At 65.4% G+C, this 22,722-nt stretch carries 22 protein-coding genes; 8 read left to right on the forward strand and 14 right to left on the reverse strand.

The features are described 5' to 3' along the window. Positions 1 to 59: 59 nt before the first annotated feature. From GEV05_04610 to GEV05_04620, 3 genes are all read right to left on the reverse strand, one after another. Complete coding sequence (locus GEV05_04610) at positions 60 to 1,226, reverse strand: mechanosensitive ion channel (GenBank protein MPZ42683.1); 1,167 nt, start codon at positions 1,224 to 1,226, stop codon at positions 60 to 62. A gap of 145 nt (positions 1,227 to 1,371) precedes the next feature. Continuing rightward, on the reverse strand, positions 1,372 to 1,551 hold the full coding sequence (locus GEV05_04615; protein MPZ42684.1) for a DUF3330 domain-containing protein: 180 nt from the start codon (positions 1,549 to 1,551) through the stop codon (positions 1,372 to 1,374). Positions 1,552 to 1,736: 185 nt separating this feature from the next. Beyond that, positions 1,737 to 2,174, reverse strand: a complete 438-nt coding sequence (locus GEV05_04620; protein ID MPZ42685.1) for a glycine zipper 2TM domain-containing protein — start codon at positions 2,172 to 2,174, stop codon at positions 1,737 to 1,739. 48 nt (positions 2,175 to 2,222) lie between these two features. Between GEV05_04620 and GEV05_04625 the strand changes: the two genes are divergently transcribed. Further along, positions 2,223 to 3,041 carry an endonuclease gene (locus GEV05_04625; GenBank protein ID MPZ42686.1) on the forward strand — a complete coding sequence of 273 codons (819 nt, stop codon included), beginning with the start codon at positions 2,223 to 2,225 and terminating at the stop codon, positions 3,039 to 3,041. On the opposite strand, the gene GEV05_04630 is transcribed toward GEV05_04625, so the two are convergent. Further along, entirely contained in the window at positions 2,981 to 3,496 is a 516-nt protein-coding gene (locus tag GEV05_04630) for a hypothetical protein (protein MPZ42687.1), read from the reverse strand. The two genes, GEV05_04625 and GEV05_04630, sit on opposite strands and share 61 nt — an antisense overlap. Positions 3,497 to 3,620: 124 nt before the next feature. On the opposite strand from GEV05_04630, the gene GEV05_04635 reads away from it, so the two are divergent. Then, on the forward strand, positions 3,621 to 3,893 hold the full coding sequence (locus GEV05_04635; GenBank protein ID MPZ42688.1) for a hypothetical protein: 273 nt from the start codon (positions 3,621 to 3,623) through the stop codon (positions 3,891 to 3,893). Here the strand turns inward: GEV05_04635 and GEV05_04640 are convergent. Then, positions 3,860 to 4,564: a hypothetical protein gene (locus GEV05_04640; protein MPZ42689.1), complete on the reverse strand. Its 705-nt coding sequence runs from the start codon at positions 4,562 to 4,564 to the stop codon at positions 3,860 to 3,862. The genes GEV05_04635 and GEV05_04640 overlap by 34 nt on opposite strands. A gap of 299 nt (positions 4,565 to 4,863) precedes the next feature. On the opposite strand from GEV05_04640, the gene GEV05_04645 reads away from it, so the two are divergent. The 3 genes from GEV05_04645 to GEV05_04655 all read left to right on the forward strand — a co-directional run bounded on the left by GEV05_04645 (position 4,864) and on the right by GEV05_04655 (position 8,067). After that, positions 4,864 to 6,225 carry a response regulator gene (locus GEV05_04645; GenBank protein ID MPZ42690.1) on the forward strand — a complete coding sequence of 454 codons (1,362 nt, stop codon included), beginning with the start codon at positions 4,864 to 4,866 and terminating at the stop codon, positions 6,223 to 6,225. A 74-nt stretch (positions 6,226 to 6,299) separates the two neighbouring features. Further along, the gene (locus tag GEV05_04650; GenBank protein MPZ42691.1) at positions 6,300 to 6,542 is read left to right on the forward strand and encodes a hypothetical protein; all 243 of its coding nucleotides are present in this window, start codon (positions 6,300 to 6,302) and stop codon (positions 6,540 to 6,542) included. A gap of 145 nt (positions 6,543 to 6,687) precedes the next feature. After that, positions 6,688 to 8,067, forward strand: coding sequence for an aspartate ammonia-lyase (locus GEV05_04655; protein MPZ42692.1), 1,380 nt, complete (start codon positions 6,688 to 6,690; stop codon positions 8,065 to 8,067). A 161-nt stretch (positions 8,068 to 8,228) separates the two neighbouring features. Here the strand turns inward: GEV05_04655 and GEV05_04660 are convergent, their stop codons facing one another. Beyond that, complete coding sequence (locus GEV05_04660; protein ID MPZ42693.1) at positions 8,229 to 8,825, reverse strand: glyoxalase; 597 nt, start codon at positions 8,823 to 8,825, stop codon at positions 8,229 to 8,231. Between the two features lie 136 nt (positions 8,826 to 8,961). Next, positions 8,962 to 10,644 carry a hypothetical protein gene (locus GEV05_04665; protein ID MPZ42694.1) on the reverse strand — a complete coding sequence of 561 codons (1,683 nt, stop codon included), beginning with the start codon at positions 10,642 to 10,644 and terminating at the stop codon, positions 8,962 to 8,964. 245 nt (positions 10,645 to 10,889) lie between these two features. On the opposite strand from GEV05_04665, the gene GEV05_04670 reads away from it, so the two are divergent. Then, positions 10,890 to 11,834, forward strand: coding sequence for a hypothetical protein (locus GEV05_04670; protein MPZ42695.1), 945 nt, complete (start codon positions 10,890 to 10,892; stop codon positions 11,832 to 11,834). 49 nt (positions 11,835 to 11,883) lie between these two features. Here GEV05_04670 and GEV05_04675 read toward each other — a convergent pair whose 3' ends face one another. Together GEV05_04675 and GEV05_04680 are read right to left on the reverse strand one after the other, a co-directional pair. Further along, entirely contained in the window at positions 11,884 to 13,122 is a 1,239-nt protein-coding gene (locus tag GEV05_04675; GenBank protein ID MPZ42696.1) for a hypothetical protein, read from the reverse strand. A gap of 445 nt (positions 13,123 to 13,567) precedes the next feature. After that, complete coding sequence (locus GEV05_04680) at positions 13,568 to 14,248, reverse strand: hypothetical protein (protein ID MPZ42697.1); 681 nt, start codon at positions 14,246 to 14,248, stop codon at positions 13,568 to 13,570. 314 nt (positions 14,249 to 14,562) lie between these two features. Between GEV05_04680 and GEV05_04685 the strand changes: the two genes are divergently transcribed. Further along, positions 14,563 to 16,059 carry an amidohydrolase family protein gene (locus GEV05_04685; GenBank protein ID MPZ42698.1) on the forward strand — a complete coding sequence of 499 codons (1,497 nt, stop codon included), beginning with the start codon at positions 14,563 to 14,565 and terminating at the stop codon, positions 16,057 to 16,059. 324 nt (positions 16,060 to 16,383) lie between these two features. Here the strand turns inward: GEV05_04685 and GEV05_04690 are convergent, their stop codons facing one another. The 5 genes from GEV05_04690 to GEV05_04710 all read right to left on the reverse strand — a co-directional run bounded on the left by GEV05_04690 (position 16,384) and on the right by GEV05_04710 (position 21,084). Continuing rightward, positions 16,384 to 17,343, reverse strand: coding sequence for a tripartite tricarboxylate transporter substrate binding protein (locus GEV05_04690; protein MPZ42699.1), 960 nt, complete (start codon positions 17,341 to 17,343; stop codon positions 16,384 to 16,386). A gap of 58 nt (positions 17,344 to 17,401) precedes the next feature. Next, positions 17,402 to 17,908 (reverse strand): hypothetical protein, encoded by a 507-nt coding sequence (locus GEV05_04695; GenBank protein MPZ42700.1) that lies wholly within the window; start codon positions 17,906 to 17,908, stop codon positions 17,402 to 17,404. A gap of 249 nt (positions 17,909 to 18,157) precedes the next feature. Next, positions 18,158 to 19,249, reverse strand: coding sequence for a tripartite tricarboxylate transporter substrate binding protein (locus tag GEV05_04700; protein MPZ42701.1), 1,092 nt, complete (start codon positions 19,247 to 19,249; stop codon positions 18,158 to 18,160). Positions 19,250 to 19,426: 177 nt separating this feature from the next. Then, a complete protein-coding gene (locus GEV05_04705) occupies positions 19,427 to 20,878 on the reverse strand; it encodes an MmgE/PrpD family protein (protein MPZ42702.1) in 1,452 nt (483 codons plus the stop codon). An 11-nt stretch (positions 20,879 to 20,889) separates the two neighbouring features. Then, positions 20,890 to 21,084, reverse strand: coding sequence for a rubredoxin (locus GEV05_04710; protein ID MPZ42703.1), 195 nt, complete (start codon positions 21,082 to 21,084; stop codon positions 20,890 to 20,892). A gap of 904 nt (positions 21,085 to 21,988) precedes the next feature. Between GEV05_04710 and GEV05_04715 the strand changes: the two genes are divergently transcribed. Further along, the gene (locus GEV05_04715; GenBank protein MPZ42704.1) at positions 21,989 to 22,498 is read left to right on the forward strand and encodes a bifunctional nuclease family protein; all 510 of its coding nucleotides are present in this window, start codon (positions 21,989 to 21,991) and stop codon (positions 22,496 to 22,498) included. Positions 22,499 to 22,722 lie beyond the last annotated feature (224 nt).

Genomic DNA, 22,722 nt, shown 5'->3' on the forward strand with positions numbered 1-22,722 from the left:
CCCGCGGTCAGGACCGACGTCACGCAATCGCCATTCCAGCCCCTTGGGCGGGCTGAGCGTCACACGCGTGTCGGCTCCGGCTCGTGCGTCGCGCCGGACTCCTCGCCGCGAGGCGACGGCAGCAGATCCGGGCCCGGAGCCTTGCCGTGCAAATGCTCGCGTCCGGCTGTGTCGAGCGCGCCGCGGATCTCAGCCCGTGCGCGCGGAAGGCTGTCGGGAAAGCGTTCCTGGATGAAGCCGATCAGTCGCTCCCGCACTTCGCAACGCAGATCCCACGCCGTCGAGGCGTCCGGGGCGCTCATCAGCGCGCGCAATTGAACCGTGCGCTCCGTGGCTTCCACGACTTGCAGATTCCACACCTTGCCGTCCCACAGTTTCGAGCTTTGCAGAATGGCGTGCAGCTCGGCGCGCATTTCGTCGAGCGGCACGGTGTAATCCACGTTGAGATAGACCGTGCCGAGCAGCTCGGAGGTTTGCCGGGTCCAGTTCTGAAACGGGTTCTCGATGAAATAGCTCAACGGCACGACCAGCCTGCGCAGGTCCCAGATGCGCACCACGATGTAGGTGTTGGTGATCTCTTCGATGCGCCCCCATTCGCCTTCCACGATGACCACATCGTCGAGCCGGATCGGCTGAGTGAGCGCGAGCTGCAAGCCGGCGAGCAGGTTGGAGAGTGCCGGTCTGGCCGCCGCGCCGACGATGATGCCGGCGATCCCGGCGGATGCGAGCAGGCTTGCACCCACGTTCTCCGCACCGGGAATCTTCATCAGGATGAGCGCCCCTGCGATCGCCCCGACAATCGTGCCTGCAATGCGGCGGAAGATGCTCGCCTGGGTGCGGACACGTCGAGCCGCAAGGTTGTCCGCGATGTCGACCGGGTAGCGCAACGCGACCCAATCGCTGAACACCGCCAGCATCTTGACCAGCAGCCAGGCGATGCCGACGATGAACAGCGCCCCCAGCACGCGCTCGCCGGTGAACGCGATCTCCGGCGCCGGTGGAATGGCGCTCCAAGCCAGGATGATGAAGAGCAAAGGGAACAGCAGGCGTGCGGGCGCCCTGCTATGCGAGACGAGCAGTTCGTCCAATGGACGCGGCGTGCGCCGGGCGATCCGGGCGGCGATCGCGTAGACGACGGAGTGCGCGACGAACCCCAGGATCACCATGAACGCCAAGACGATGAGCGACAAAGCCCACGCGGGCAGCTCGGCGAAAAACTCCTGCATCGATTCCTCCCGGCGCTTTTGCGGTAGGTGGTTGCGGTACTTTGGTTGCGGTCCGCGAGCAACGCAAGGCGGAAGCTGTCACCAGCCCCGCCTCCTCATGTGCGACCGGAGCAGCGCACGAGCGTTCCGTAACCTCGCTCGCCCGCTACCGCGTCCCGGCGCTGCCGCGATCCTCGCCCTCGCGCCAGTGCGCGTAGCATTCGGTGCCGCAGAAGTGATAGATGTATTCTTCGGCGTCGATGCGATACGAGCGCGTGGGGTCGAGCTCGGCGTTGCAGGCGCGACACGAGACCTTGCCCGACTCGCTATCCTCCGGCGCGCGCACCTTGGAGCGCGGCGGCGTCACGCTGTACTTCTGCTCGCCGATGCGCTCCTGGTCGCGCACCGGATTGCGCAGCCCGAGCTCGGCGCTCGGATCGTGCTCGGCGCTCGGATCGTGAGCGCTCGGATCGTTCTTGGGCGGGGGCCTTTTGGGGTCGCTCATGATGTAGCCTCGGGGGTGTCGCAAGCTCACGAGATCGGCGTGACCACGCCGTTTTCCACTCGCACGCGATCACCCGGTCGCAGTATCGGCGACGATTCCTGTGCGATCGCCTGATAGGTGCCGTCGTCCATACGCACGTAGATCTTGAAGAGGTCGTCGGAGCGTACGCGCCGTTCGACTTCGCGGCCCGCAATTGCGCCACCGGCCGCACCCGCGATAGTGGCTGCGGTGTTGCCGCTGCCGCTTCCGATCTGGTTGCCGATCAGCCCGCCGACCACCGCGCCGCCGATGGCGCCCAGAATGCCCGGATTGTTGCGGTCGACGACCTCGACCGATTCCACCGTGCCGTAGCCGGAACGGACCTGAGTGTTGTCGATGCCGGTGCCGGTGAAGCCAGGCATATTGCTGCAGGCCGTCAAGCTCAGCGAGACCAGCAGCACGTAAAAGAATCGCTTGATCGTCATGGCTATCTCCGCAATCTTAGTAGGACGATCAGCCGTCTCGCAGCTGTCATGCCAGCCTGCAATCCAAGCGGGAACATGGTTTGCATCCCGGCTGCCGGCAAGGGCATTCAACAAGTGCGGATCAACCTCGTTTCCTACAATGTTCACGGTTGCCTCGGTTGGGACGGTCGTGCCGATCCCGGGCGCGTCGCAGCCGTATTGAGCGAGGTCGGCGGCGACATCGTGGCGCTGCAGGAAGTGCCGCGTCTCGAACGCGGTGGGGGGCTGTTCCTCAACCGTGTCAGCGCCGTTACGGGATTGAAGGCGATCGCAGGCGCCGAGCTGCTCGGCCATTTCGCGCACTATGGCAACGCGCTCCTTACGCGTTTTGCATTGCGCTCGATGTCCACGATCGATCTGGGCGTGCAGGGCAGGGAGCCGCGCGGGGCGATCCACGTCGAGCTCGACTGCGATGCGGCACGCATTAGCGTCATCGCGACGCACCTCGGCCTGTCGCCCGCGGAACGGCGTACGCAAATCCAGCGCCTACTGCCGGTGGTGATGCAGCAGACTTGTCCGGTCGTGCTGCTCGGCGACATCAACGAGTGGTTCACCTGGGGGCGGCCGTTGCGCTGGCTGCACGCGCACTTCGGGCGGCCACCGGCGCCGCGCAGTTTTCCTTCGATGTGTCCGGCCTTCCGGCTCGACCGGATCTGGGTATCCCGGCCAAGCATCGTCTCCACCGTGCGCGCGCACGTCAGTGCGCTGGCGCGCAGCGCTTCGGATCATCTGCCGGTGAAAGGGTTAGCCGAACTGCGCTGGGCCGATCACTGCGCGCAGGAGATACCCGAACTGACGACCAGGCGGGGCGCGACGGCTGCTTCGTGAGCCACGGCGCTGTCCTCTTCGCACATAGGGTGCGCGTTGGAGAATGCGAAAATGCGCCGGCTTGCCGTGGAAGCGGCATCCCACACTTCCGCCGCGCGGGCGGTCACGCAAATAAGCTGCTTCGACAAAGTGTGGGGTAGATGGCGGCCTTCGCTGGCAGCGCGCCAGACTGAGCGTACATAGGGCGGATCGCGCAGGACGATCGCCCAACCATATACGGTGACGTAGGGGCCGGCGTCTGCGGCTCCGTAAGCGACGGATACGTCCGCGCCGCGCCCGATCTCGCTTGCCGGCTGGCCGTCGGCGCCGACATGAAACCAGAGATGGCCGTTGAACGGCGCCTTCAACGGCGTCATCGGGCGGGTGCGGGGGCGACCCTCGGCATCGATCACGGTGAGCATCGCGCAATCGAAACGATTCAACAGCGTCGCAAGATTATGGACCGATGGAATCATCGCGGGGTCTCCCTACAGAGTTAGGTCCGCCTCGCAATCGACGTGCCCGCTGTGCCCCTAACCACGGGGGACTCCGAGAGCCGCGGCCGGCAATACTTTCCCGACGAGCGTGCTTCAGGCGATCATGCCGAACATCGGCAGCAGCACGAACCACCCGACTGAGCTTGCCCTCGATCAGCACGCGCGAGCCGCCGCTGAAGGGACCATAGTGGCGATTGTGCCGGTCGCTCGGCTCGTCGATCAGCTCGTTGCTGAATACGGTTGCGGCCTCGACGCAGAACAGCATGGCGTAACCCAGCCAGAACGTCTTCATGTCGAGCGGCCGCAGGGCGGCAGCCGCACCGAGGAGGTAAGCGAGGAAGGTCATGGGATAGAACTGCAGGCGCAACGCCCGTAGCCAGGCGAACGCCCGGCCCCATAGATCACGCGATACACCGGCGCGGGCGTATCCATCGTCGTGATGATCTCCGCCGTGCGTCCGGTGAGACAGCCCTCGTAGCCGCTGCCGCCTTCGGTTACGCGGAATGCCCAGCCCGGCGTCAACACGCGGTCGAGCATGCCCTTGAGCAGCGCCGGCATCGTTCCCCACCACGTGGGGAAGACGAACACGAGATGACTGGCCCATTCGATGTCGCCGCGTAGCGACGCGAGGTCCGGTTCCAGGATATGGTCGCACGGGGATGGCGTGCGCACGTTCGGATCGAACCGCGCCTGGCTCAAGTCCCGTATATGGACTTGCGCCGAAGCTTGCGAGCGCGCGCCGATGGCATAGGAGGCGGCGATCGCCGCGCTCAGACTTTGCTCGCCGCGCGGGTGCGCAACCACGACCATGATGCGAGGCGCGTCGGCGGAAGCGTTCACGGCGAACCGTTGCGCATGAGTCGAGCTCAATACATTGGCATGATAACGTCGCGCCAAGCCGGCGCACGCGCGCCAGTACCGCAGCGTCGGTGTCGCTGACAGCAAGCGGCACGCCCGCGGCTCGCAGCGGTGTTTTCTCCGAAAAGCCCGAGCCGCTGCTCGAGGCCCGCCAGGGCATGCGCGTTGCAAGCACGAGGGCCAACGCATTGGGCCAACGTATTTCGTCCCCCGCGCCCGGCTCGAGCCTTACATCGGCGGCTCGGCTGACCACGCCATCGCCACGACCTCGCGACCTCCTCCCGCGAGGGATGCGCGGCGCGTGGGGACGAATCCTCCTTCGGCGGAAGCTTTCCGCTGAGGGCGGGCGGCATTTGCTCGGGACAGGAGCCAGGAGCGCGCGGGACAGGAGCACGCAGGACACGTTTCGTCCGAACCGGGGTAGAATCGCCGGACGAACAATCGCTGCTTGACGTGCCGCCGATCGGCGGCACGCGTACGCGCCGCCCATGCCTCATACGCTGATCGTAGAAGACGACCCGGATTCCGCCGATATGCTCGCCGAGCTTATCAAGGGCGAGGGATTCACCACGGCTACGGCGCATACGCTGGCCGAGGCGCGCCAGCAATTGGCCCTGCGCGAGCCCGACCTCGTCCTGCTGGACCTGGTCTTGCCGGACGGGAACGGCATGGATTTGTTCGCCGATCGCCCGGAAGCCTTTTCCGGCAGCGAAGTGGTCATGATCACGGGCCACGCGAGCCTCGATACCTCGATCCAGGCGCTGCGCCTGGGCGCCACCGACTACCTCGTCAAGCCGATCAATTTCCGCCATCTGAAGAACATCCTGTCGCGCGTGACGCCGCCCGCCGAGCTGCAGAAGCGGATCGCGAGCTTCGAGAAGGATGTGAGCGAGATCGGCCGCTTCGGGCCGCTCTGGGGTCGGTCGAAGGTGATGCGTGAGATCTATCACCAGATCACGCGCGTCGCGCGCACTTCGGTGAGCATACTGGTCTGCGGTCAGAGCGGCACGGGCAAGGAAGTCGTCGCGCAGGCCATCCACGAGCTGAGCCGGCGCCGCGACCGCGCCTTCCTCGCCGTGAACTGCGGCGCCATCTCGCCGCAACTGATCGAAAGCGAGATGTTCGGTCACGAGAAGGGCAGCTTCACCGGCGCCGCCCGCCAGCATCAAGGCTATTTCGAGCGCGCCCACGGCGGCACGCTGCTGCTCGACGAGATCACCGAGATGCCGCTCGACCTGCAGGTGAAGCTGCTGCGCGTGCTCGAGACGCGCATGTTCCAGCGCATCGGCGGCACGGAATCGATCGAGATCGACGTGCGCATCATCGCCGCCACCAACCGGGACCCTTACGAGGCCGTCGCACAGGGTAAGCTGCGCGAGGACTTGCTGTATCGGCTCAACGTCTTTCGCATCGACGTGCCGCCGCTGAGCGAACGGCGCGACGACGTGGAGCTGCTCGGGCAGAACTTCCTCGGCGAGCTCAATACTCTGGAGAAAGCCTCGAAACGCTTCACGCCCGGTGCGATCGAGGCACTGACCGCCTATCATTGGCCTGGAAACGTGCGCCAACTGCGCAATGCCATTCAGCGCGCCTTCATCATGGCCGAGGGTAACGAGATCGACGAAGACTGCCTGTCGTTCGATGCCGTCTCGTCCGCCGCCGCCGCTCCCGCCGATGGCGCGAGCGTCACCGTGCGTGTCGGCACCTCGATCGCGGAGATGGAACGAAAGCTCATCTTCGCCACGCTGGACTACTGCGGCGGCCGGCGCGAGCAGGCGGCCGAGCTGCTCGGCGTGAGCCCCAAGACGCTCTACAACCGGCTGCGCGAGTACGAGCGCGGCAACGGCTGATCCGGTGTGACCCGCGTGCGTGCGGGCACGTGCCTTGCGCCTCCCGCTGTGACATTTTTGTCGAGGAGGCAGCCATGAAAAAGCAGGTTCACGGCGAAGGCAACTACCAGGCCACGCGCGACTACAACGAGCGCACCAAGGACTATCTGCAATCGGCCGATGTCGAGAAAGACGCGAAGAAGGCCGCACCACGCGACGAACGCGAAGCGCGCGATATGCAGAAGGCCGAGCAGCAGGGCAAGCAGCACGCCAAGGTGAAGGGCCACGAAAGGAATTTGCAGCCGCAAAAGAGTTCGCAGTCCCAGGACGACAAGTAGCGGACGACAAGTAGCGACGAGCAGGTAAGTCATCGGCAGCGACCCGGCAAGCGCTATCCTGAAGTTCCTGGCCTGCCGGGTCGTTGCACGTCGGGCGTTCGCGCCGCGCTACCATGGCTGCTTTCTCCCATGACCGGAGCACGCGATGAGCACCCGAGTCGAGCACGACAGCCTGGGCGAGATCGCGGTTCCGGCTGACGCCCTCTACGGCGCGCAAACTCAGCGTGCCGTCGATAATTTTCAATTGAGCGGTCTGCGCATGCCACGGCCGTTTCTGCGGGGCTTAGGCCTGGTGAAGGCCTGTTGCGCGCGCGTGAACCAGGAGCTCGGCCTGCTGGATGGTTCGATCGGGGCGGCGGTGTTCGATGCCGCGATGCGCGTCGCTCGCGGCGAGCTGGACGCGCACTTTCCGCTCGACATCTTCCAGACGGGCTCCGGCACCAGCACGAACATGAATGCGAACGAGGTGATCGCGCAGGTCGCGACCGCAGCGCTCGGGCGCGCGGTGCATCCGAACGACCACGTCAACATGAGTCAAAGCAGCAACGACGTGATACCGACCGTGATCCACGTGAGCGCGGCGCTGCTGGTCGAAGAACAACTTCGGCCGGGGCTGGACACGCTGGCAGGGACGATCGAAGCCCGCGCAGCCGAGATGCAAGCCATCGTGAAAACCGGCCGCACGCACCTCATGGATGCGATGCCCTTGACGGCTGCGCAGGAGCTCGGCGGATGGGCAGCGCAGGTCCGCCACGACATCGAGCGCATCGACAACGTCGCTCCTCGGCTGCGGGCGCTGGCGCAGGGTGGTACGGCAGTCGGAACCGGCGTGAACGCGCCGGCCGATTTCGGGCCGCGCGTGGCGCGGGCGCTGTCGGATGAAACCGGCGTCGTCTTTTCGGCCAGCGAGAATTATTTCGAAGCGCTCAGCTGCCAGGACACCGCGGTCGAGTTGAGCGGGCAGCTCAAGGTGACGGCGGTGAGCCTGATGAAGATCGCGAACGACCTGCGCTGGATGAACAGCGGTCCGCTGACGGGGCTGGCGGAGATCAGCCTGCCGGCCTTGCAGCTCGGCAGCAGCATCATGCCGGGCAAGATCAATCCGGTGATTCCCGAAGCGGTCGCGATGGTGTGCGCCAAGGTGATCGGCAACGACGCCACTGTCACCGTCGCCGGCCAGTCGGGCAACTTTCAGTTGAACGTCATGCTGCCGTTGATCGCGCACGATCTGCTGCAGTCGACCGAGCTGCTGGCGCACGCCTGCCGCGCGCTGGCCAGCCGAGCCATCGCCGGCATGACGATCAACGAGGCGAGACTACGCGAACAGCTGGGCTGCAACCCGATCCTGGTGACCGGGCTCAATCGGCGCATCGGCTACGAGCGCGGCGCGCAGATCGCAAAGCGCGCTTATGCGGAGGGCCGGCCGATCCTGGACGTGGCGGTCGAGATGACGGGCCTCGCACGCGAAGAGCTCGAGCGCTTGCTCGAACCCGCGGCCCTCACCCGGCCCGGCGTGCGCGACTAGAGCGAATCGACGGTGTGGTTCTCGGTCGCGTGAGACCACCCCGTCCGCGACGTTGTCGCGTCCAGCCCCTCCTTGAAAAGGAGGGGAGGTCTATTGCCCCTCCTCTCACGAGGAGGGGCGCCGGCGAAGGAGGCGGGGTGGTGTGGTTTGCATGCGGCGAATCACTTGTTCTCCACCGCGTAAACGTCCGTGATGTCACGCAGGCCCTTGAACTCGATCGCGTTGCCGCAGGTATCGGTCACGGTCATGAGCATCTGCTCGCGGATCGTGCCCTTCTGCGTTACCGCCGGCTTGTTGAGGAAGTCCGCCCCATGTGCCGTGAGCTTCTCAGCCGTGCGCTGAAAGTCCTCCAAGGTCATCACCACGCCGAAATGACGCAACGGCGTCTTGCCGGATTCTCCCAATTTTCTTCCCTGGCCGCCCACGATCTCGGTCGGAGCCAGATGGGCCACGATGTGGTGACCGAAGAAGTTGAAGTCCGCCCGTCCCGGCAGCTTGCGGCCTTCGGGGCAGCCGAGCAGCTCGCCGTAGAAGTTACGCGCGCGATCCAGATCGTCGACCGCGAACGAGAAGTGGAACAGGGTCGGTGCGCTGCTGCTTGTCGTCATACCTGACCTCCTCCGGATGCACATCTCACCTCGACGGCCAAGCCGTCGGAGGCCGGCGTCGATTCGCTTTGCGGTCGATCCCCACTGCGTGGGCACCTCCGAACCGATAGATGCAACTGAAACCGCCAAGCCGTCGGTGCCCGGCGCCATTCGCTTTGCGGTCGATCCCCACTGCGTGGGGCCCCTCGCCCGGGAAGCTCATGTTGCCGCCCCTCGCCCGGGAAGCTCACGCCGCCCTCGGGGTGGATGAACGAAACGCCGTGACTACGCGACCGCGCGTGCGCCATCAAGCCTTGAACACCACCGGCGCGAGCGTGTTCTGGTCGATCGCAACCTCGACCAGCGCCGGCTTGCCGGACCCCAGTGCGCGTTCGAGCGCGCCCTTCAAGTCCTGCGGTTTTGTGACCTGCTCGCCGTGCCCGCCGAACGAGCGCACCAGCGCGGCAAAGTCCGGATTGCGATAGTCGACGGCGAACAGCCGCCCGCCGTAGTGCGCCTGCTGGAACGCGCGCTCGTTGCCGAGCCCCTGGTCGTTGAACACGACCAGCACTACCGGAATGTTTTCGCGCATCGCGGTCTCGAACTCGCCGATGTTGCACAGCGCGCCCATGTCGCCGGCGGCGGCGATGATCGGCCGATCGGGCCGCGCCAGCTTGGCGCCGAGCGCGATCGGGAACGCGCCGCCCACCGAACCCCAGTCCTCGATGGTGATGAAGGTGCCGGGCGCGTAGGTGCCATAGTAGTTGCGTACATGCTTACCGGCGTTGCCCGCATCGGTGACGACCATGCCGTTTCTCGGCAGCACTTCGCGCAAGGTATGCGCGACGAACTGCGGCTGGATCGGCACGGCGTCCGGACGCACGATTGCGTTGCGCTCGCTGTCGTGTTTGTCGCGCACCTTTGCGACGTCGATCCAAGCCTTGCGCAATCCCTTCGCCCCGGCGCGCTGGCTCAAGCCGGCGATGAAGCTCGCCGTCGACCCCGTGACGGCGACGCTCACCGGGAACACGATGCCGATGTGGCCCGGCGCCGCGGTATGGTGGACGAGCTTCGCATCCTTGCTGAAGATGCCGTACCGGAACATGGTCGAATACACGTCCATGTGCGCACCGATCGCGACGATGACGTCGGCCTGCGGCACGGTGGTATTGGCGCTCTCCCAGCCATTGCGCCCGAGCGGCCCCAGGGCGCTGGCATGATCGGTCGGAAACGCATCGGGCGAGTATTGCAGCGCCGCCACCGGGATGCCGGTGCGATCGGCCAGCTCGATCATCGCGGCGGCTGCCTGCTCGTTCAGCACGCCGCGGCCGACCACGAACACCGGCCGCTGCGCGGCGGCGATCGCTTCGAAGGCGCGATCGATCTGCGCGGGATCGCAGACCGGCAGCACGCTATTGCGATAGGCCGCGGGCTCGATCGCTTCCTGCTCGATCGATTGCAGCAGGATCTCGCTGGAGGCTTCCACGTGCGTCGGGCCGCGCGGCTCGGTCAAGGCGACGCGGAAGGCCTTGCGCATCGACTCCTGCACCTTGGCGGTGTTGGGGATGCTGTAAGCCCACTTGGTGAGCGGGCGCATGAACGCCACTTGATCCATGTCCTGAGTCGCGTCGCGCTCGCGCACCTCGCTTTCCTGCACGCCGCACACGCTGATCACCGGAAGGAACGCGCGGTTGGCTGCGCCGATTCCGGTTGCGAGGTTGGTCACGCCGGGGCCTTCGGTCGCGGTGACCACCGACGCCTTGCCGGAAGCGCGCGCGAAACCATACGCCATGAAGGCGGCGCCTTGCTCGTGGCGGGTGAGGATGAAGCGGATGCGCGGCGTGTCGCGCAGCGCATCGAGGATCGCCAGGTTCTGGGTTCCCGGTATGCCGAACACGTGATCGATGCCTTCGCGCAACAGCGTGTCCACCAGCGCACGCGCGCCTGTGATGCCGTTGCCGGTGCTGGCCTGCTTCGGGCCCGTTGCCATAACGTCTCCTGCCTGCGTGTTTTCGGAAATTGGATCGCGGCGTGGGGTCGAAGCCGCGCCACAGGAATCATCGAAGTCTATGCGCTTGCCCAGCACGCAGCAAGGTTCGGTCGCGATCAGGTTCGATCGCGATCAGGACAGGTTCGATCGCGATCAGTTTCGATCGCGATCGTAGAGCGGCGGTCTCGCATGCGACAATGGCGACCCAGCCAACCGGATCACACGACAACAACCCGAACCCTACGATGACTCCTGCAGAGGCCGAATCCATACGCCGCCGCGCGCTCACCGCGCTATCGAACAACCGTACGCCCGGATACAACTTCCCCGGCTATTTCCTGGACCTTCAATGCATCCGCTACGACACCGGCGGCGTGGTGCTGGAGATGGATACCGGCGCCCACAATGCGAATCCGGACGGCACGACGCATCTGGCGGCGGTCACGTGCCTGGCCGATTTCGCGCTCGCACAGGCTTGCCGCACCTTCGTCGATCCGAGCATCCGCACGGCGACGATGGCGCTGCACCTGCGCTTCCTCGGCGGCGAGGCGCGTGGCCGGCTTCGGGCGGAGGCCCACTCGACCGGATTTTCCGAGCGCACCGCCTTGGCCGAGGCGGATTGCTTCGGCCGGCTGACCTCGGAGGACAGGGAGATTCTGCGCATGTCCGGCACCTGGGCGCGGCCGCCGGCGCCCGACGGGCGTGCGATGCATCCATTGCCCTGGGCGCGCACCGAGCCGGCACCGCCCGCGCCGCTGTTGAAGCCAGCCGAGCTCGATGCGATGGAGCGCGCCGCCATGCGCCGGGTTGCTCAGTCGCTGCGCGACGCGAAAGACGGCGAGTTCGCCGATCGGCTCTGGTCGCCGGTTGTGCGCAAAAGCGGCGAGCGCACGGTCGGCCGGCTCCCCATTGGATTGCACATCGGCAATCGCGTCGGCCATGTGCAGGGCGGCTTCTCGATCAGCACGGCGTTGTTCACCGCCATCGCCGCGGTCCCGCACCATCCGCTGCTGACGGCCGCATCGGCCTGGTACATCAGTCCCGGCCAGGGCAAGGGCCTGAGCGCGCGCTCGAGCGTCCTGCAGCGTGGGCGCAATGTCGCCGTCGTGCGCACGGAGCTGCTCGCGACCGGCGGCAAGCGCGTGCTCGAGGTGATCTCCAATCACGCCGTCGCGCGGAAGGCGGTCTGAGATTGCGCTGGCTCGCTTCCGGTCGCGACCGGCAGCACGCGCCCGCGGGTCAGCCGGCCGCGATCGCGCGGAATCGTTGCTCCAGTTCGCACAGCGCATCCGCGAGTCGTCGTAGCTTTTCGTCATGCCAGGCACGGTCGTTCGCGGCCCGCGCGCTCTCGTCGGCCAGCATGCGATCGATCTCCGCAAGCTGCGGCCCACCGACACCTCTGCGGCCGGAGACCATGTAGTACGCGCTGATCACCTGGCCGAACTCGCTCTCGCTCAACGGCAGCGGCTGCTTCGTTTCGTCCCGGTAGATTCGTTGCACTTCGCAGAACGGTATGTCGCTCAATCGCAGTCGATGCGAGCGGCCGTAGTCGGTGAGGAGCGAAGCGAAGTGATGGCCGACGCGAAACGGCACCTGCGCGCGCTGCAGGAGCGCATCGGCGATCTCGGTCGTGGTCGTGGTCGAGTAGTCGGCGTGCACTTCCTCCAGCGCCCGGTCCTTGTCGACCACGATCCCGTCCACGACTTCGGCGAACAGCTTCAGCACCTGCAGCGGGCGAGTGCACGGCACCGGATCGTACGAGCGGTAGTCGCCGGCCAGATCGAGGAAAGCATCGATCGGGGCGAGATGGTTGGCGTCGTAGGCATTCTCGAGCAGGCCATCGAAGCCCAGCAACTCGGCCAGGCGCTTGCGATCGAGCGGAAAGCTCGACGTGGCAAGGACGGCCGCTCCGAGCGGATTGCAGTTGATGCGAGCATAGGCTTCACGCATGCGCTCGGTCTGGCGCGCGAGCGCGGAAGCAAACGCGAGCAGGTAGTGTGCGAAGGTCGTGGGCTGCGCCTGCACGCCGTGCGTGTAGGCGGGAATGATGGTTTCCTTGTGGTTCTCGGCCAGCGCGACAAGCTTACGGCGCACGTCGATCAGCGCCTCGCATTCCTGCAGCAGTCCGTCGCGCAGGTTCATGCGTGCGATCGTGCTGGCGATGTCCTGGCGGCTGCCGCCCGAATGCAGGCGCGACGCTTCGGGGCCGGCCACGGCGATCAGCTGCGGCTCGTAGTCGAGGTAGTCGGCGGAGCGTTGCGCCCGCGGCTCGTTCGCCATGACCTGGGCGATACCGCGCGCGATGCGGCTGCCGAGCTCGCGTGGGACGATGCCAGTCTCGCACAGCATGACAACGGAGGCCTGGTTGATCTCGTCGAGAAACTCGACCGAGCGGCCGCCGCCGCGGAATACCTCGTTGATGTCCAGCGGCCTGGGCAGATCGGCGGAGCCGGCGTTCGGAATCGAAGGTATCGTCATGTTCTTCTCCCCGGGTCGACAGGCTCTTGCGCTCAGAGACTCAGGAAGGTCGACAGGTTCAGCGCCGCGGCATCGAAAGAAATCGTATCAATGTGAACGTGATTCGATTGCCGGGTTTCATCTCGGTGATCGCCTGTGCGCGATCATCCGAACGGGCTTTTCGGGGTAAGCGGCTGGCGAGCCGTTCACCCAGAGCAGTGCAGCCACGAATCCCAGCGGCGCAAGTGCGCGCTGCCAAAGTAGTCGCGACATTCCGAACCTCCCCGATGTAATGGCAGCCGGCTCGTGCGCGCGCGCGATCTATCTGCCTGCGCAATGCCGCGCCAGCAAAAGCTGCGCGCGATAACGCTGCGCCCGTTAAAGGACTACGCGCGCACAGGAAAGCTGCGCGCGCGAATGCCGGCTGCGCACCGATGCGGCGACGCGCGCGGATACGACTACTGGACTACTGCAGCGGCGAAAAGCTCGACGACATGACGATCTTGTTCTCCTGCGCAACATAAGGAATAACCTTACGCCCTTGCTTGGAAGCGAGCGCCGAAGGCGGCCACACGCCGGCATCCCGCGCCTGGTCGCGGATGGCGTTGCGCTGATCGATCGACGAATAGGGCCAGATATGCAGCCATTTGTTGAGCGCGCCCAGTTCGGAATAACCGACGAAGCAGGGCTTGCTGTACTTCATGCGCTCGGGCAGTGCGGCGCCCCAGTTCTCGAGCACGTTGGGCAGCGCTCCGGCCGCATAGGTATAGGTGCGCATCTCGAAATACGGGCCCATCTTGCCCGGTTTCGCTTCGGGGCAGAACGGTGCCGGGATGAAGATTTCGGACTTCTGATTGACCAGGAATTCGCCGATCGCGGGCGGCCAGACCTTGGCCTTGACCGCCTCGGCGCGGATGCGGCCACGCTCTTCCAGATCCTTGTACGCCCACACGTGGATGATCTGATTCAAGGGCCCGATTTCGGTGTGCCAGAACGCGAACAGCTCGGACAGCTTCTTTCTCTGCTCATAGGCTTCGCCGTAGCGCTTTTCCACTTCGGTCAGTGAGCCTGGCTTGATGTCGTATGTCCTGAACTCGTAGATCATGGTCATTCCTCTGTAGGCTGGTGGCATTTTCACCGCAGCCATCCCAACGCCTCGCGTACGGGCGATCGCTGGGGCGCAACGGCGTCGAGCACGGACCGATCGGGTCACTCCCGGCTCCCGATGGCGATCGCATTATCGCACTCGCGCTTGCCGATGCACGGCATTCGGCGCCTGACACTGCAACTGAACCGCTGGCGTCAGGGCCATCTACGCCGCTGGCCTGAGACGAACTACGCAGCTGGCGCCAGGCGCATCCATCGATATCGCAACGCAACATCGCCCCTCCATGCGCATGTTTGACACGCGTACGGGCCAAGCACAGAATGCCTGCGCCGCGTTCCACCAGGAGGAAAACCATGTCCCTGCTCGAGCCCAGCGAACTGGAACAATTGCTTCCCGCCGAAACGCATTCGTTTCCCTCACCCATACCGACGCAATTCGTCTCCAGCGACGAATTCATGCCTGCACCGCAGACCGAGCGGCAGAAGCAGGTGGAAGCCCGCATCAAGGCGCTCGGCTCGCAGCTGGCGAAACACCAGGGCATCAGCCGGCGCAAGTTCTTCAAGACCGCCTCGGGCATGGCGGCCGCATTTCTCGCCATGAACGACGTCTACGGTCCGATGTTCGGCGTAAGCCGGGCCGAAGCGGCCAGTCCCGACATGGCCAACGAGCGCGCCAAGTCGCTCGCCGACCAGTTCATCATGGACATGCACACCCACTTCCTGCGCGACGACACGCGCCTGGAAAACTTCGTGCGCCAGCGCGAGGCGGTGGGCAAGGCCGGCTGGAACCCGGCGCTCGCGGGCAAGCCGCAGACCATCGACGATCTGAAGTTCGCGAACTACTTCAAGGAAATCTATTTCGACAGTGACACCAAGGTCGCGCTCATTTCGGGCTCGGGCTCGGAGGATCCGCGCGACTGGTTCCTCACCAATGAAATGAAGAACGATGCCCGCAGCAAGGTCAACCGCCTTGCGGGGACGAAGCGGATGTTCTCGCATGCCATCTTCATGCCGGGCACGCCGGGCTGGATGGAAAAGGTCGATCGCGACATGGAGCTGCTCAAGCCCGATTCGTTCAAGGGCTATACCGTCGGCGACAACACCAACAAGCAGCTGTCCAAGCATCCCTGGCGCATGGACGACGAGAAGCTGCTCTATCCCTTCTACGAGAAGCTGGTGAAGGCCGGGCTCGTCAACGTCTGCGTCCACAAGGGACTGTACTCGCCGGCGACGACCAAGCGCTTCCCTGAGCTGCTGGAGTATGCGGATGTGGACGACGTGGGCAAGGCGGCCAAGGATTGGCCCCAGCTCAATTTCATCGTCTATCACTCGGCATTCCGCTTCACGGGCGGCTCCTTCCCGGTTGGTTGGGAGCAATTCGAGAAGACGGGACGCGTTGACTGGGTGACCGACCTGTCGGAGATTCCGGCCAAGCACGGCGTCAGCAACGTCTACGGCGATCTCGGTCAGATCTTCGCCCAGAGCACCGTCGCCGAGCCGCGCCTGTGCGCGGCGATGATGGGGCAGCTGGTGAAGGGACTGGGCGCCGACCACGTGGTATGGGGAACCGACGCGGTCTGGACCGGCGCCCCGCAATGGCAGATCGAGGCGCTGCGCCGGCTGGAGATTCCCGAAGAGATGCAGAAAAAGCACGGCTTCCCGGCGCTCGGCCCCGCGGGCGGCCCGACCAAACGCGCGATCTTCGGCGAGAACTCGGCGCGGCTGTACAAGTACGATCGGCGTGCCGAGCTCGAGAGCGATCGCATCTCTTTGGCGAAGGTCGACTACGAGAAGAGCGGCGACGGCCGCACCAACAAGCGCTACGGGTACGTGGTCAAGCCGGTGGCGTAGATCACCCCGCGATGACGCCCCTCCTCGTCGAGAGTGAGGACGGCTCTGGCGGACACACTTAACGTGTGTCCGCGCCGGACGAACGCCCGAAGCGCTAGAGCGCGTAGGGCAGGGCGGGACACGATTACGTCGCGGTCATGGTGACTTTCCCCTCCTTCAAAAGGAGGGGCGGGACACGACTGTGTCGTGGACGGGGTGGTTCCTTCGGCGGCCAAACCACACCACCCCGTCGGCTGCGCCGCCACCCCTCCTCGACGAGGAGGGGAACGCCACACGCGCCTCGACTCTTGCGCGCGACCCTCGTCGAGGAAGGGAAAGGCGCGGCTACTTGTGCGGCCGCTTGCGCGCCCACTCGGTGTACTTGGCCGCCTTCCCGTGCAGTTCCTTGTAGTACGTGGCGTACTCGTCGCCGACCATCACCTTGATGCCGAGGCCGGAAGCTTCCAGCTTCTGCGTGTGCTCGGGATCCGCCATTGCCTTGGATAGGATCTGCAACCGTGCCACGACCGTGGGCGGCATGCCTTTCGGGCCCGCGATGCCGCGCGTCGAGCTCGATACCACGCTTTTCATGCCGAGCTCGACGGTCGTCGGCACATCGGGCAGGAACTTCGAGCGCGCGCTGTCCATGACCGCCAGGGCGCGCACCTCGCCGCTGCGTACGCGCTTGAAGATGCTGCCGACATTGTCGAACGCGACCTCCACGTGCCCACCCAGGATCGCGGTCATCTGCGGCGCGCCGCCGTCGAGATGTGCGATACGGAAAATGGCGCCGGGATTGACCTCCTCGACCATCAGAATCGCGAGGTGGTCGTCCGACAGAATGCCGGTCGTGACGGCGCTGATCTTGTTGGGGGTTTTCTTGGCCGCCTCGATCAGGTTCTGCATCGTCTTGTACTGACTGTCTCCCTTGACCCACACCACGCCCGGATCCAGCACCTGGTTGGCGATCGGCGTGAACGAATCGATCTTGAAGATGGCCTTGCGGTCCGGGTCGAGGATCACGGTGTTCAAGGCGGGCAGGTTGATGAAGGCAATGTTGTAGCCGTCGGGCTTGTGCCGCGAGAGCTCGGTCCAACCCACCTGGCCGCCGGCGCCGGCCTTGTTCACGACCACGATCGACTGGCCGGCGATCTTCTCTGCGATCGCGGCGACAATGCGCGCGCCGACATCGGTACTGCCGCCCGCCGGATAGGCAACCATCAGGTTGATGGGACGGGTCGGGAACTCGGCCGCCGCAAGCGGCCCGGTTGCGCACAGCAAGAGCACTGCGACCAACTTTCTCATGGCGATGATTTCCTCGTGGCGTGGGACAGGGGTATGCGCGAGTGAAAAAGGGAAACCGTCATGTGCTTTCCGCGGCCTTGATGGCTTTCACGGTCGATATGTGCAGGGTCGACAGCACCAGGATCGCCACGGATGCAAAAATGAGCGCGGCGCACAGCGGGCGCGTGAAGAATACGCTGAAGTCGCCGCCGGAGATCTCCAGCGATGTTCGCAGCGATTTCTCCATGAACGGGCCGAGGATCAGCGCCAGCACGGCCGGCGCCAGCGGGAACTCGAGCTTGCGCAATACGTAGCCGATCAAGCCAAACACGACCATGACGATCACATCGACGACGCTGCCCCTGAGGCTGTAGGCGCCGACGATGCAGAACACCAGCGTGCCCGTGCACAGGTACGCTGCGGGCAGACGCAGGATGCTCGCCCATACGCCCACCAGCGGCAGATTCAGCACGAGCAGCATCGCATTGCCGACGAAGAAGCTCGCGATCACGGTCCAGACCAGATCGGGGCGCTCTGTGAACAGAAACGGTCCGGGCGTAATGCCGTTGATGATGAACGCGCCCATCAGCACGGCAATTGTCGGACGTAAGCGCGAAACTGATCGCTCAGGGCGCGGAGCCGGTGGCCAACACGCCCGAGCAGGCGACCGCGCACGTCGAGCGCGAGATCGCGAAATGGACCAAGGTGATCAAGGGGGCGGGAATCAAGGCGCAATGACGCAGTGAAAAAAGCAAAGGGCGAAGACGCGAACCACGGCACCTTCGCCCTTCATGCCTGCGGATGAGGCACGCCGTTCTACGGCGCGGCGCATGCATTACAACGGCTTGATCTCCGCGATTTTGGCGATCTTGCGATAGCGCTCGATCTCGCGCGCCAGGAACCCGTCGAGCTCCTTGGGCGTTTGCGGCCAGGCTTCTGCTTTCTCGCGCTCGAAGAATTTCTGCATCTCAGGCCCCGCCAGCACTTTGTTCACCGCGGCGTTGATCTGCTCGAGTAGGGGCTGCGGGAGTCCCGCGGGGGCGAACAGGCCCCACCAGAGCTGGTATTCGTATCCGGGGGCACCGGACTCGGCGACCGCGGGCAGGCCCGGGAACAGCGGCGATGGCTTCGAGCTCGTCACGGCAAGAATGCGCACGCGGTTTGCCTGCATCGCCGGCCCCAGCGCGGCGGCGCTCGAAATGATGAGATCGATTTCGCCGCCGGAGAGAGAGGCCACCGCGGGTGCGATGCCTTTGAAGGGGACGTGTGTCATCTTGATTTCGGCGGCTGCTGCGAACAGCGAGCCGGAGAAGTGGTTGTTGCCGCCGGCGCCCGAAGAGCCATAGGTGAGCTCCTTCTTCTTCGCCAGCTCGATCAGCTCCTTCACACTCTTGGCGGGAACCGAATTATGTACGGCAACGAGCATCGGGGCGCGGGCGAACGTCGCAATCGGGACGATCGTCTTGACGGGATCGAACGGCAGTTTCGCGCGCACCGACGTGGTGGCGGGGAAGGATGAGGTGTGTCCGAGAAGGGTATAGCCGTCGGGCTTTGCGCGCGTAACGAACTCGCTGCCGATCATGCCGCTGGCGCCGGGGCGGTTCTCGACAACGAAGTTCTGGCCCAACGACTTGGAAAGCCCCTGCGCCACCGCGCGCGTCATGATGTCGATCGAGCCGCCGGCGCTGTACGGCACGATCACCTGGACCGGACGGGCGGGGTAGTTCTGGGCGAAAGCGCCGCCGGTGGCGGTCGCAAGGGCAACACCGAATGCAGCCGCGCGAACGCCGCTGCGTGCGTGAATACAGCTCATGGTCACTCCAGGAAACGAAGGGATAGAAGTACGAACAGCATCCGAGCGCCGAAATTCGACGCAACCGGGATCATGAAGACCCGGAATGCTGTTGGCGGTCACCTCGTGCGCCATGGGACCGATCGAAACACCAGAATGAATCCGCCGCCGCCTATTCTATCAATTTAGGCGATGGATTCGCTCACTGTATAGGCGCCAAATCGGAAACAGTCCGTTCGCACGCCATGCCAAGCGCCTCATCGCTCGAGCAGGCGCTTACGATGACGGATGAAGTATCGCTTGCGAGCCTCTTCAGGACTCGACGCGCACGAGATCGAGGACCTGTCCGATCGCAGCTGCCCGATCGATCTCCCACAGGGCATGCAGCAGCGCATCGCGCCTGGCCGGTGAGAGCACGCGCTCGGCCTGGGCGGCGAACTTGGCGTCGATCTCCGAGTCCGTCATCGGGTTTCTGGCGTGCCCGCGCGGATAGGATGCGATCTCGCTCAGGTGTTCGCCGCCGCGGGTGTCGAGCTCGATCTCGGTCGTGAGCTCGGCAGGAAAGCGCTGCGTGAACTCGGCACTCTCGGCGATGGCGATCTTCTGCATCAGCGCGCGCGTGGCCGGATCGCGCATCCTGGCCTCGTCGAAACTGTCCGCCCGGATCGCGCCGTCCATGAGCGCCAGCGCGAGCAGGTAGGGCAGGCTGTGATCCGCCGTCTCGCGCGTTCGCGGATCCCACTTCTCGGGCTCCGATCCGATCTCGCTGTAGGCGATGTGGTAGGTCTGGACGCGGATCGCCGCGATGTCCTCGACGCGCACGCGCTGGCGCAGCTTCAGCGCCATCCACAGCGGCGCCTGCGAATGGTATTCGGATGGAAAGAATTTCATGTTGGTGCGCTCGATGCCGAACTGCTCGCCGCCGAGCGTGCCGAGCTGAAACTTTCCGGTCACCAGCTCCCACACGCCGTTGAAGCCTTCGAAGGCCGCGGTCGGGCCGGTCATGCCTTGCTTGGCGAGCAAGGCGGCGAACACGCCCGAGCGCGCGGCCGCTGCGGTCGCGCAGCCTTTCCACATCGCCAGCTCCCCGGCGCGCGTCTGGCGGATGGAAACGCTGCTCGTAATGGCGATGGCGAGTGCGTCGCCCAACTGCGCGGTGGAAAGGCCCAGCAGTAGCCCGGCGCCGGCGGCTACCCCGAGCACGACGAACACGCCCTGGTCCCAGCCGCGCGCACGCAATGGCACCTGGTCGGCGAGTGCGGCGAACACCTCGTAGGCCGCGACGATGGCCAGCAGGGTGCGTTTGCCGTCGGCATGGCAGCCGTCGGCGACTGCCAGACAGGCCGCCGTCATGTCGCTTGGATGACCCGAGCCGACCGAAACGTAGGTGTCGTTGTAGTCGAGATAGCGCAGCGCTACGGTATTGGCGAATGCTGCCATCTCCATCGAGGTCGTCGCGCCCGAGCCGAGCACTCGTGCCGGGGGCGTGCCGCTGGCCGCTAGCGCGAGCCGCCGCGCGATCGTTGCGGGTTCGGCGTCGTATCCGCCGAGCAGGCAGGCGATCGAGTCGACCAGGTGGCGTTTCGCGGCGCGCACCGTATTGGCCGGAAGCGCGTCGTAGCGCAGGCCGGTCACGAAGGCTGCGAGTGCGCGGGTGGTAGCGTCCATGGTCGATCCTTTCGCAAGCTGGCGTGCCGGCGATCGCGGAAAAGGTCCCCGGGTCGGCACCTCGCCGGCCTGGGCCGCAATGCGCTCGTCGAGCATCGCCTCCGATATCAGGCGACGGCGCGCATCTGGAAATCGCCTTTCGCGGCGGCGCAGTCGGGGCAGATCCAATCCTCGGGGACGTCTTCCCAGCGCGTGCCCGGTGCGATGCCTTCGTCCGGCAGGCCCTTCGCTTCGTCGTAGCTGAACGCGCACAGCTCGCACTGCCACACCCGGTAGCGGGCCGAGTCGGGCTTGGCGATCATCGGTTGCGCGGCAACATCGACACGCGGGAAGTTGAGCACCAATGCTTCCAGCCCCTCGGGTCCGGCGTGCAAGCCGAATGCGGGCTCGTCGGGCTTGACGAACACGATCGTGATCGCGCCGTGGGCTTTGCCGGCGTACACGAGGCTTCCCTGGGTGATCACCACGTACTGCCCGTTGCCGCTAGCGGGATCGGGTGCGAGCGCGCGCGCATTCGGTTGCAGCGTAAGCGCATAGCAGGCGAGGCCGCGTTCGTCTTCGAGCTGCGCGAAGGCCGAGATGCCGAGCGGATCGCCGGACACGAACCGGGGCGCCTCGGTCACTTGCCAGGGCTTGCGGCCGGGCACCTGCACGAGCTTTTCGCGCTGTGCCGGCAGGTACTGCGCGCCGGGATCCCAATGCGCGCGCAGGGTGAGGAAGCCGAGCCCTTCGTCGGCGAACCGGATCGGCCCGTAGGGCGTGTGCGCGCGGGCAAAATGCACCGCATGCAGCGCGAGCGGATGGCGGCCGAGAACGCCGCCGCCGTGGGCGATGACCTGGAACTGGTCCACTTGGTGGAAGTGCGGGTGGATCACCCGCTCGCGCGTGCCTTCGGCGAGGAAAGCGACCGGCGCATCTACCACGCCCTCGGGGGGCACGAGAAAATTGGTGCGCCAGGCAAGCCCGCCAGTGGGCACCTCGCGCTGTTTGCGGTTGTCCTTCACGTCGTCGAAGGCAGCGATCTGGGCCATTGCGTTTCTCCCCCGATAGCAACCCTCAATTGTAACCGGGCCGGGCCGAAGCGGCGGTACTTGCGATCCGGCATGCCGGGCATGCATAGTTCGCCAGTGTCCTGAGTCCGAGGTTCGTCGCAGAGATCGCGAACGTCTGCCCTCAGGACACTACCGTCGGCCAAGGAGGATCGACATGCGAGCTCGAACTGGCGAAATCTGGCGCCTTGCGGCGGCCATGATGGCGATCGCGCTTGCTGCGCCGGCGTGCGCGGCCGAAACGCCGAGCGAAGACAACGTGCGCGTTCAGAGCGTGGAGGTGGTGGCGAGCGCGCTCGGTGCCGTGGTTCTGCTCAAGGTCGACAACAAGGCGATTCCGGTGTTCGTCGATCAGACGGTTGCGGCGTCGATCCACGCCGCGCTCACGCGCAGCAAGCTGCCGCGCCCCCTCTCGCACGACCTGATGCACAGCATATTGGAATCCTACGGCGGCAAGGTCACGCAGGTGGTGGTGACGCTGCGCGAAGCGACCTTCTATGGCGCGCTCAGCATCGATCTCGGCGGTGAAGCCAAGGTCTTCGATGCCCGCTCCTCGGATGCGATCGCGCTCGCGATCCATTTTTCCGCGCCCATACTCGTCGGCCGTTCCCTGCTCGAAAGCGCCGGGCGCGAGCTGGGCGATCCGCCGGGTTCGCAGCGCCTGTAACGATTCAACTGGAGCCAGCGGTTCGAACTACCAGCCTTTCGTAAAGTTGATGCCAATGGACGAGCACTGAACGCTCCCCTCTCCCTCTGGGAGAGGGGTTGGGGGTGAGGCCGGGAATTCGCGGACCATGGTCCGCGCCGGCCGAACGGCATCGGCCTGCATGCCGATGCGCGCACTGCAAGGAAGGGAGCCGAGCGCCAACCATTTCGGAAAAGCTCGGCAAT

The sequence above is a fragment of the Betaproteobacteria bacterium genome (assembly GCA_009377585.1).
Taxonomy (GTDB): Bacteria; Pseudomonadota; Gammaproteobacteria; order Burkholderiales; family WYBJ01; genus WYBJ01.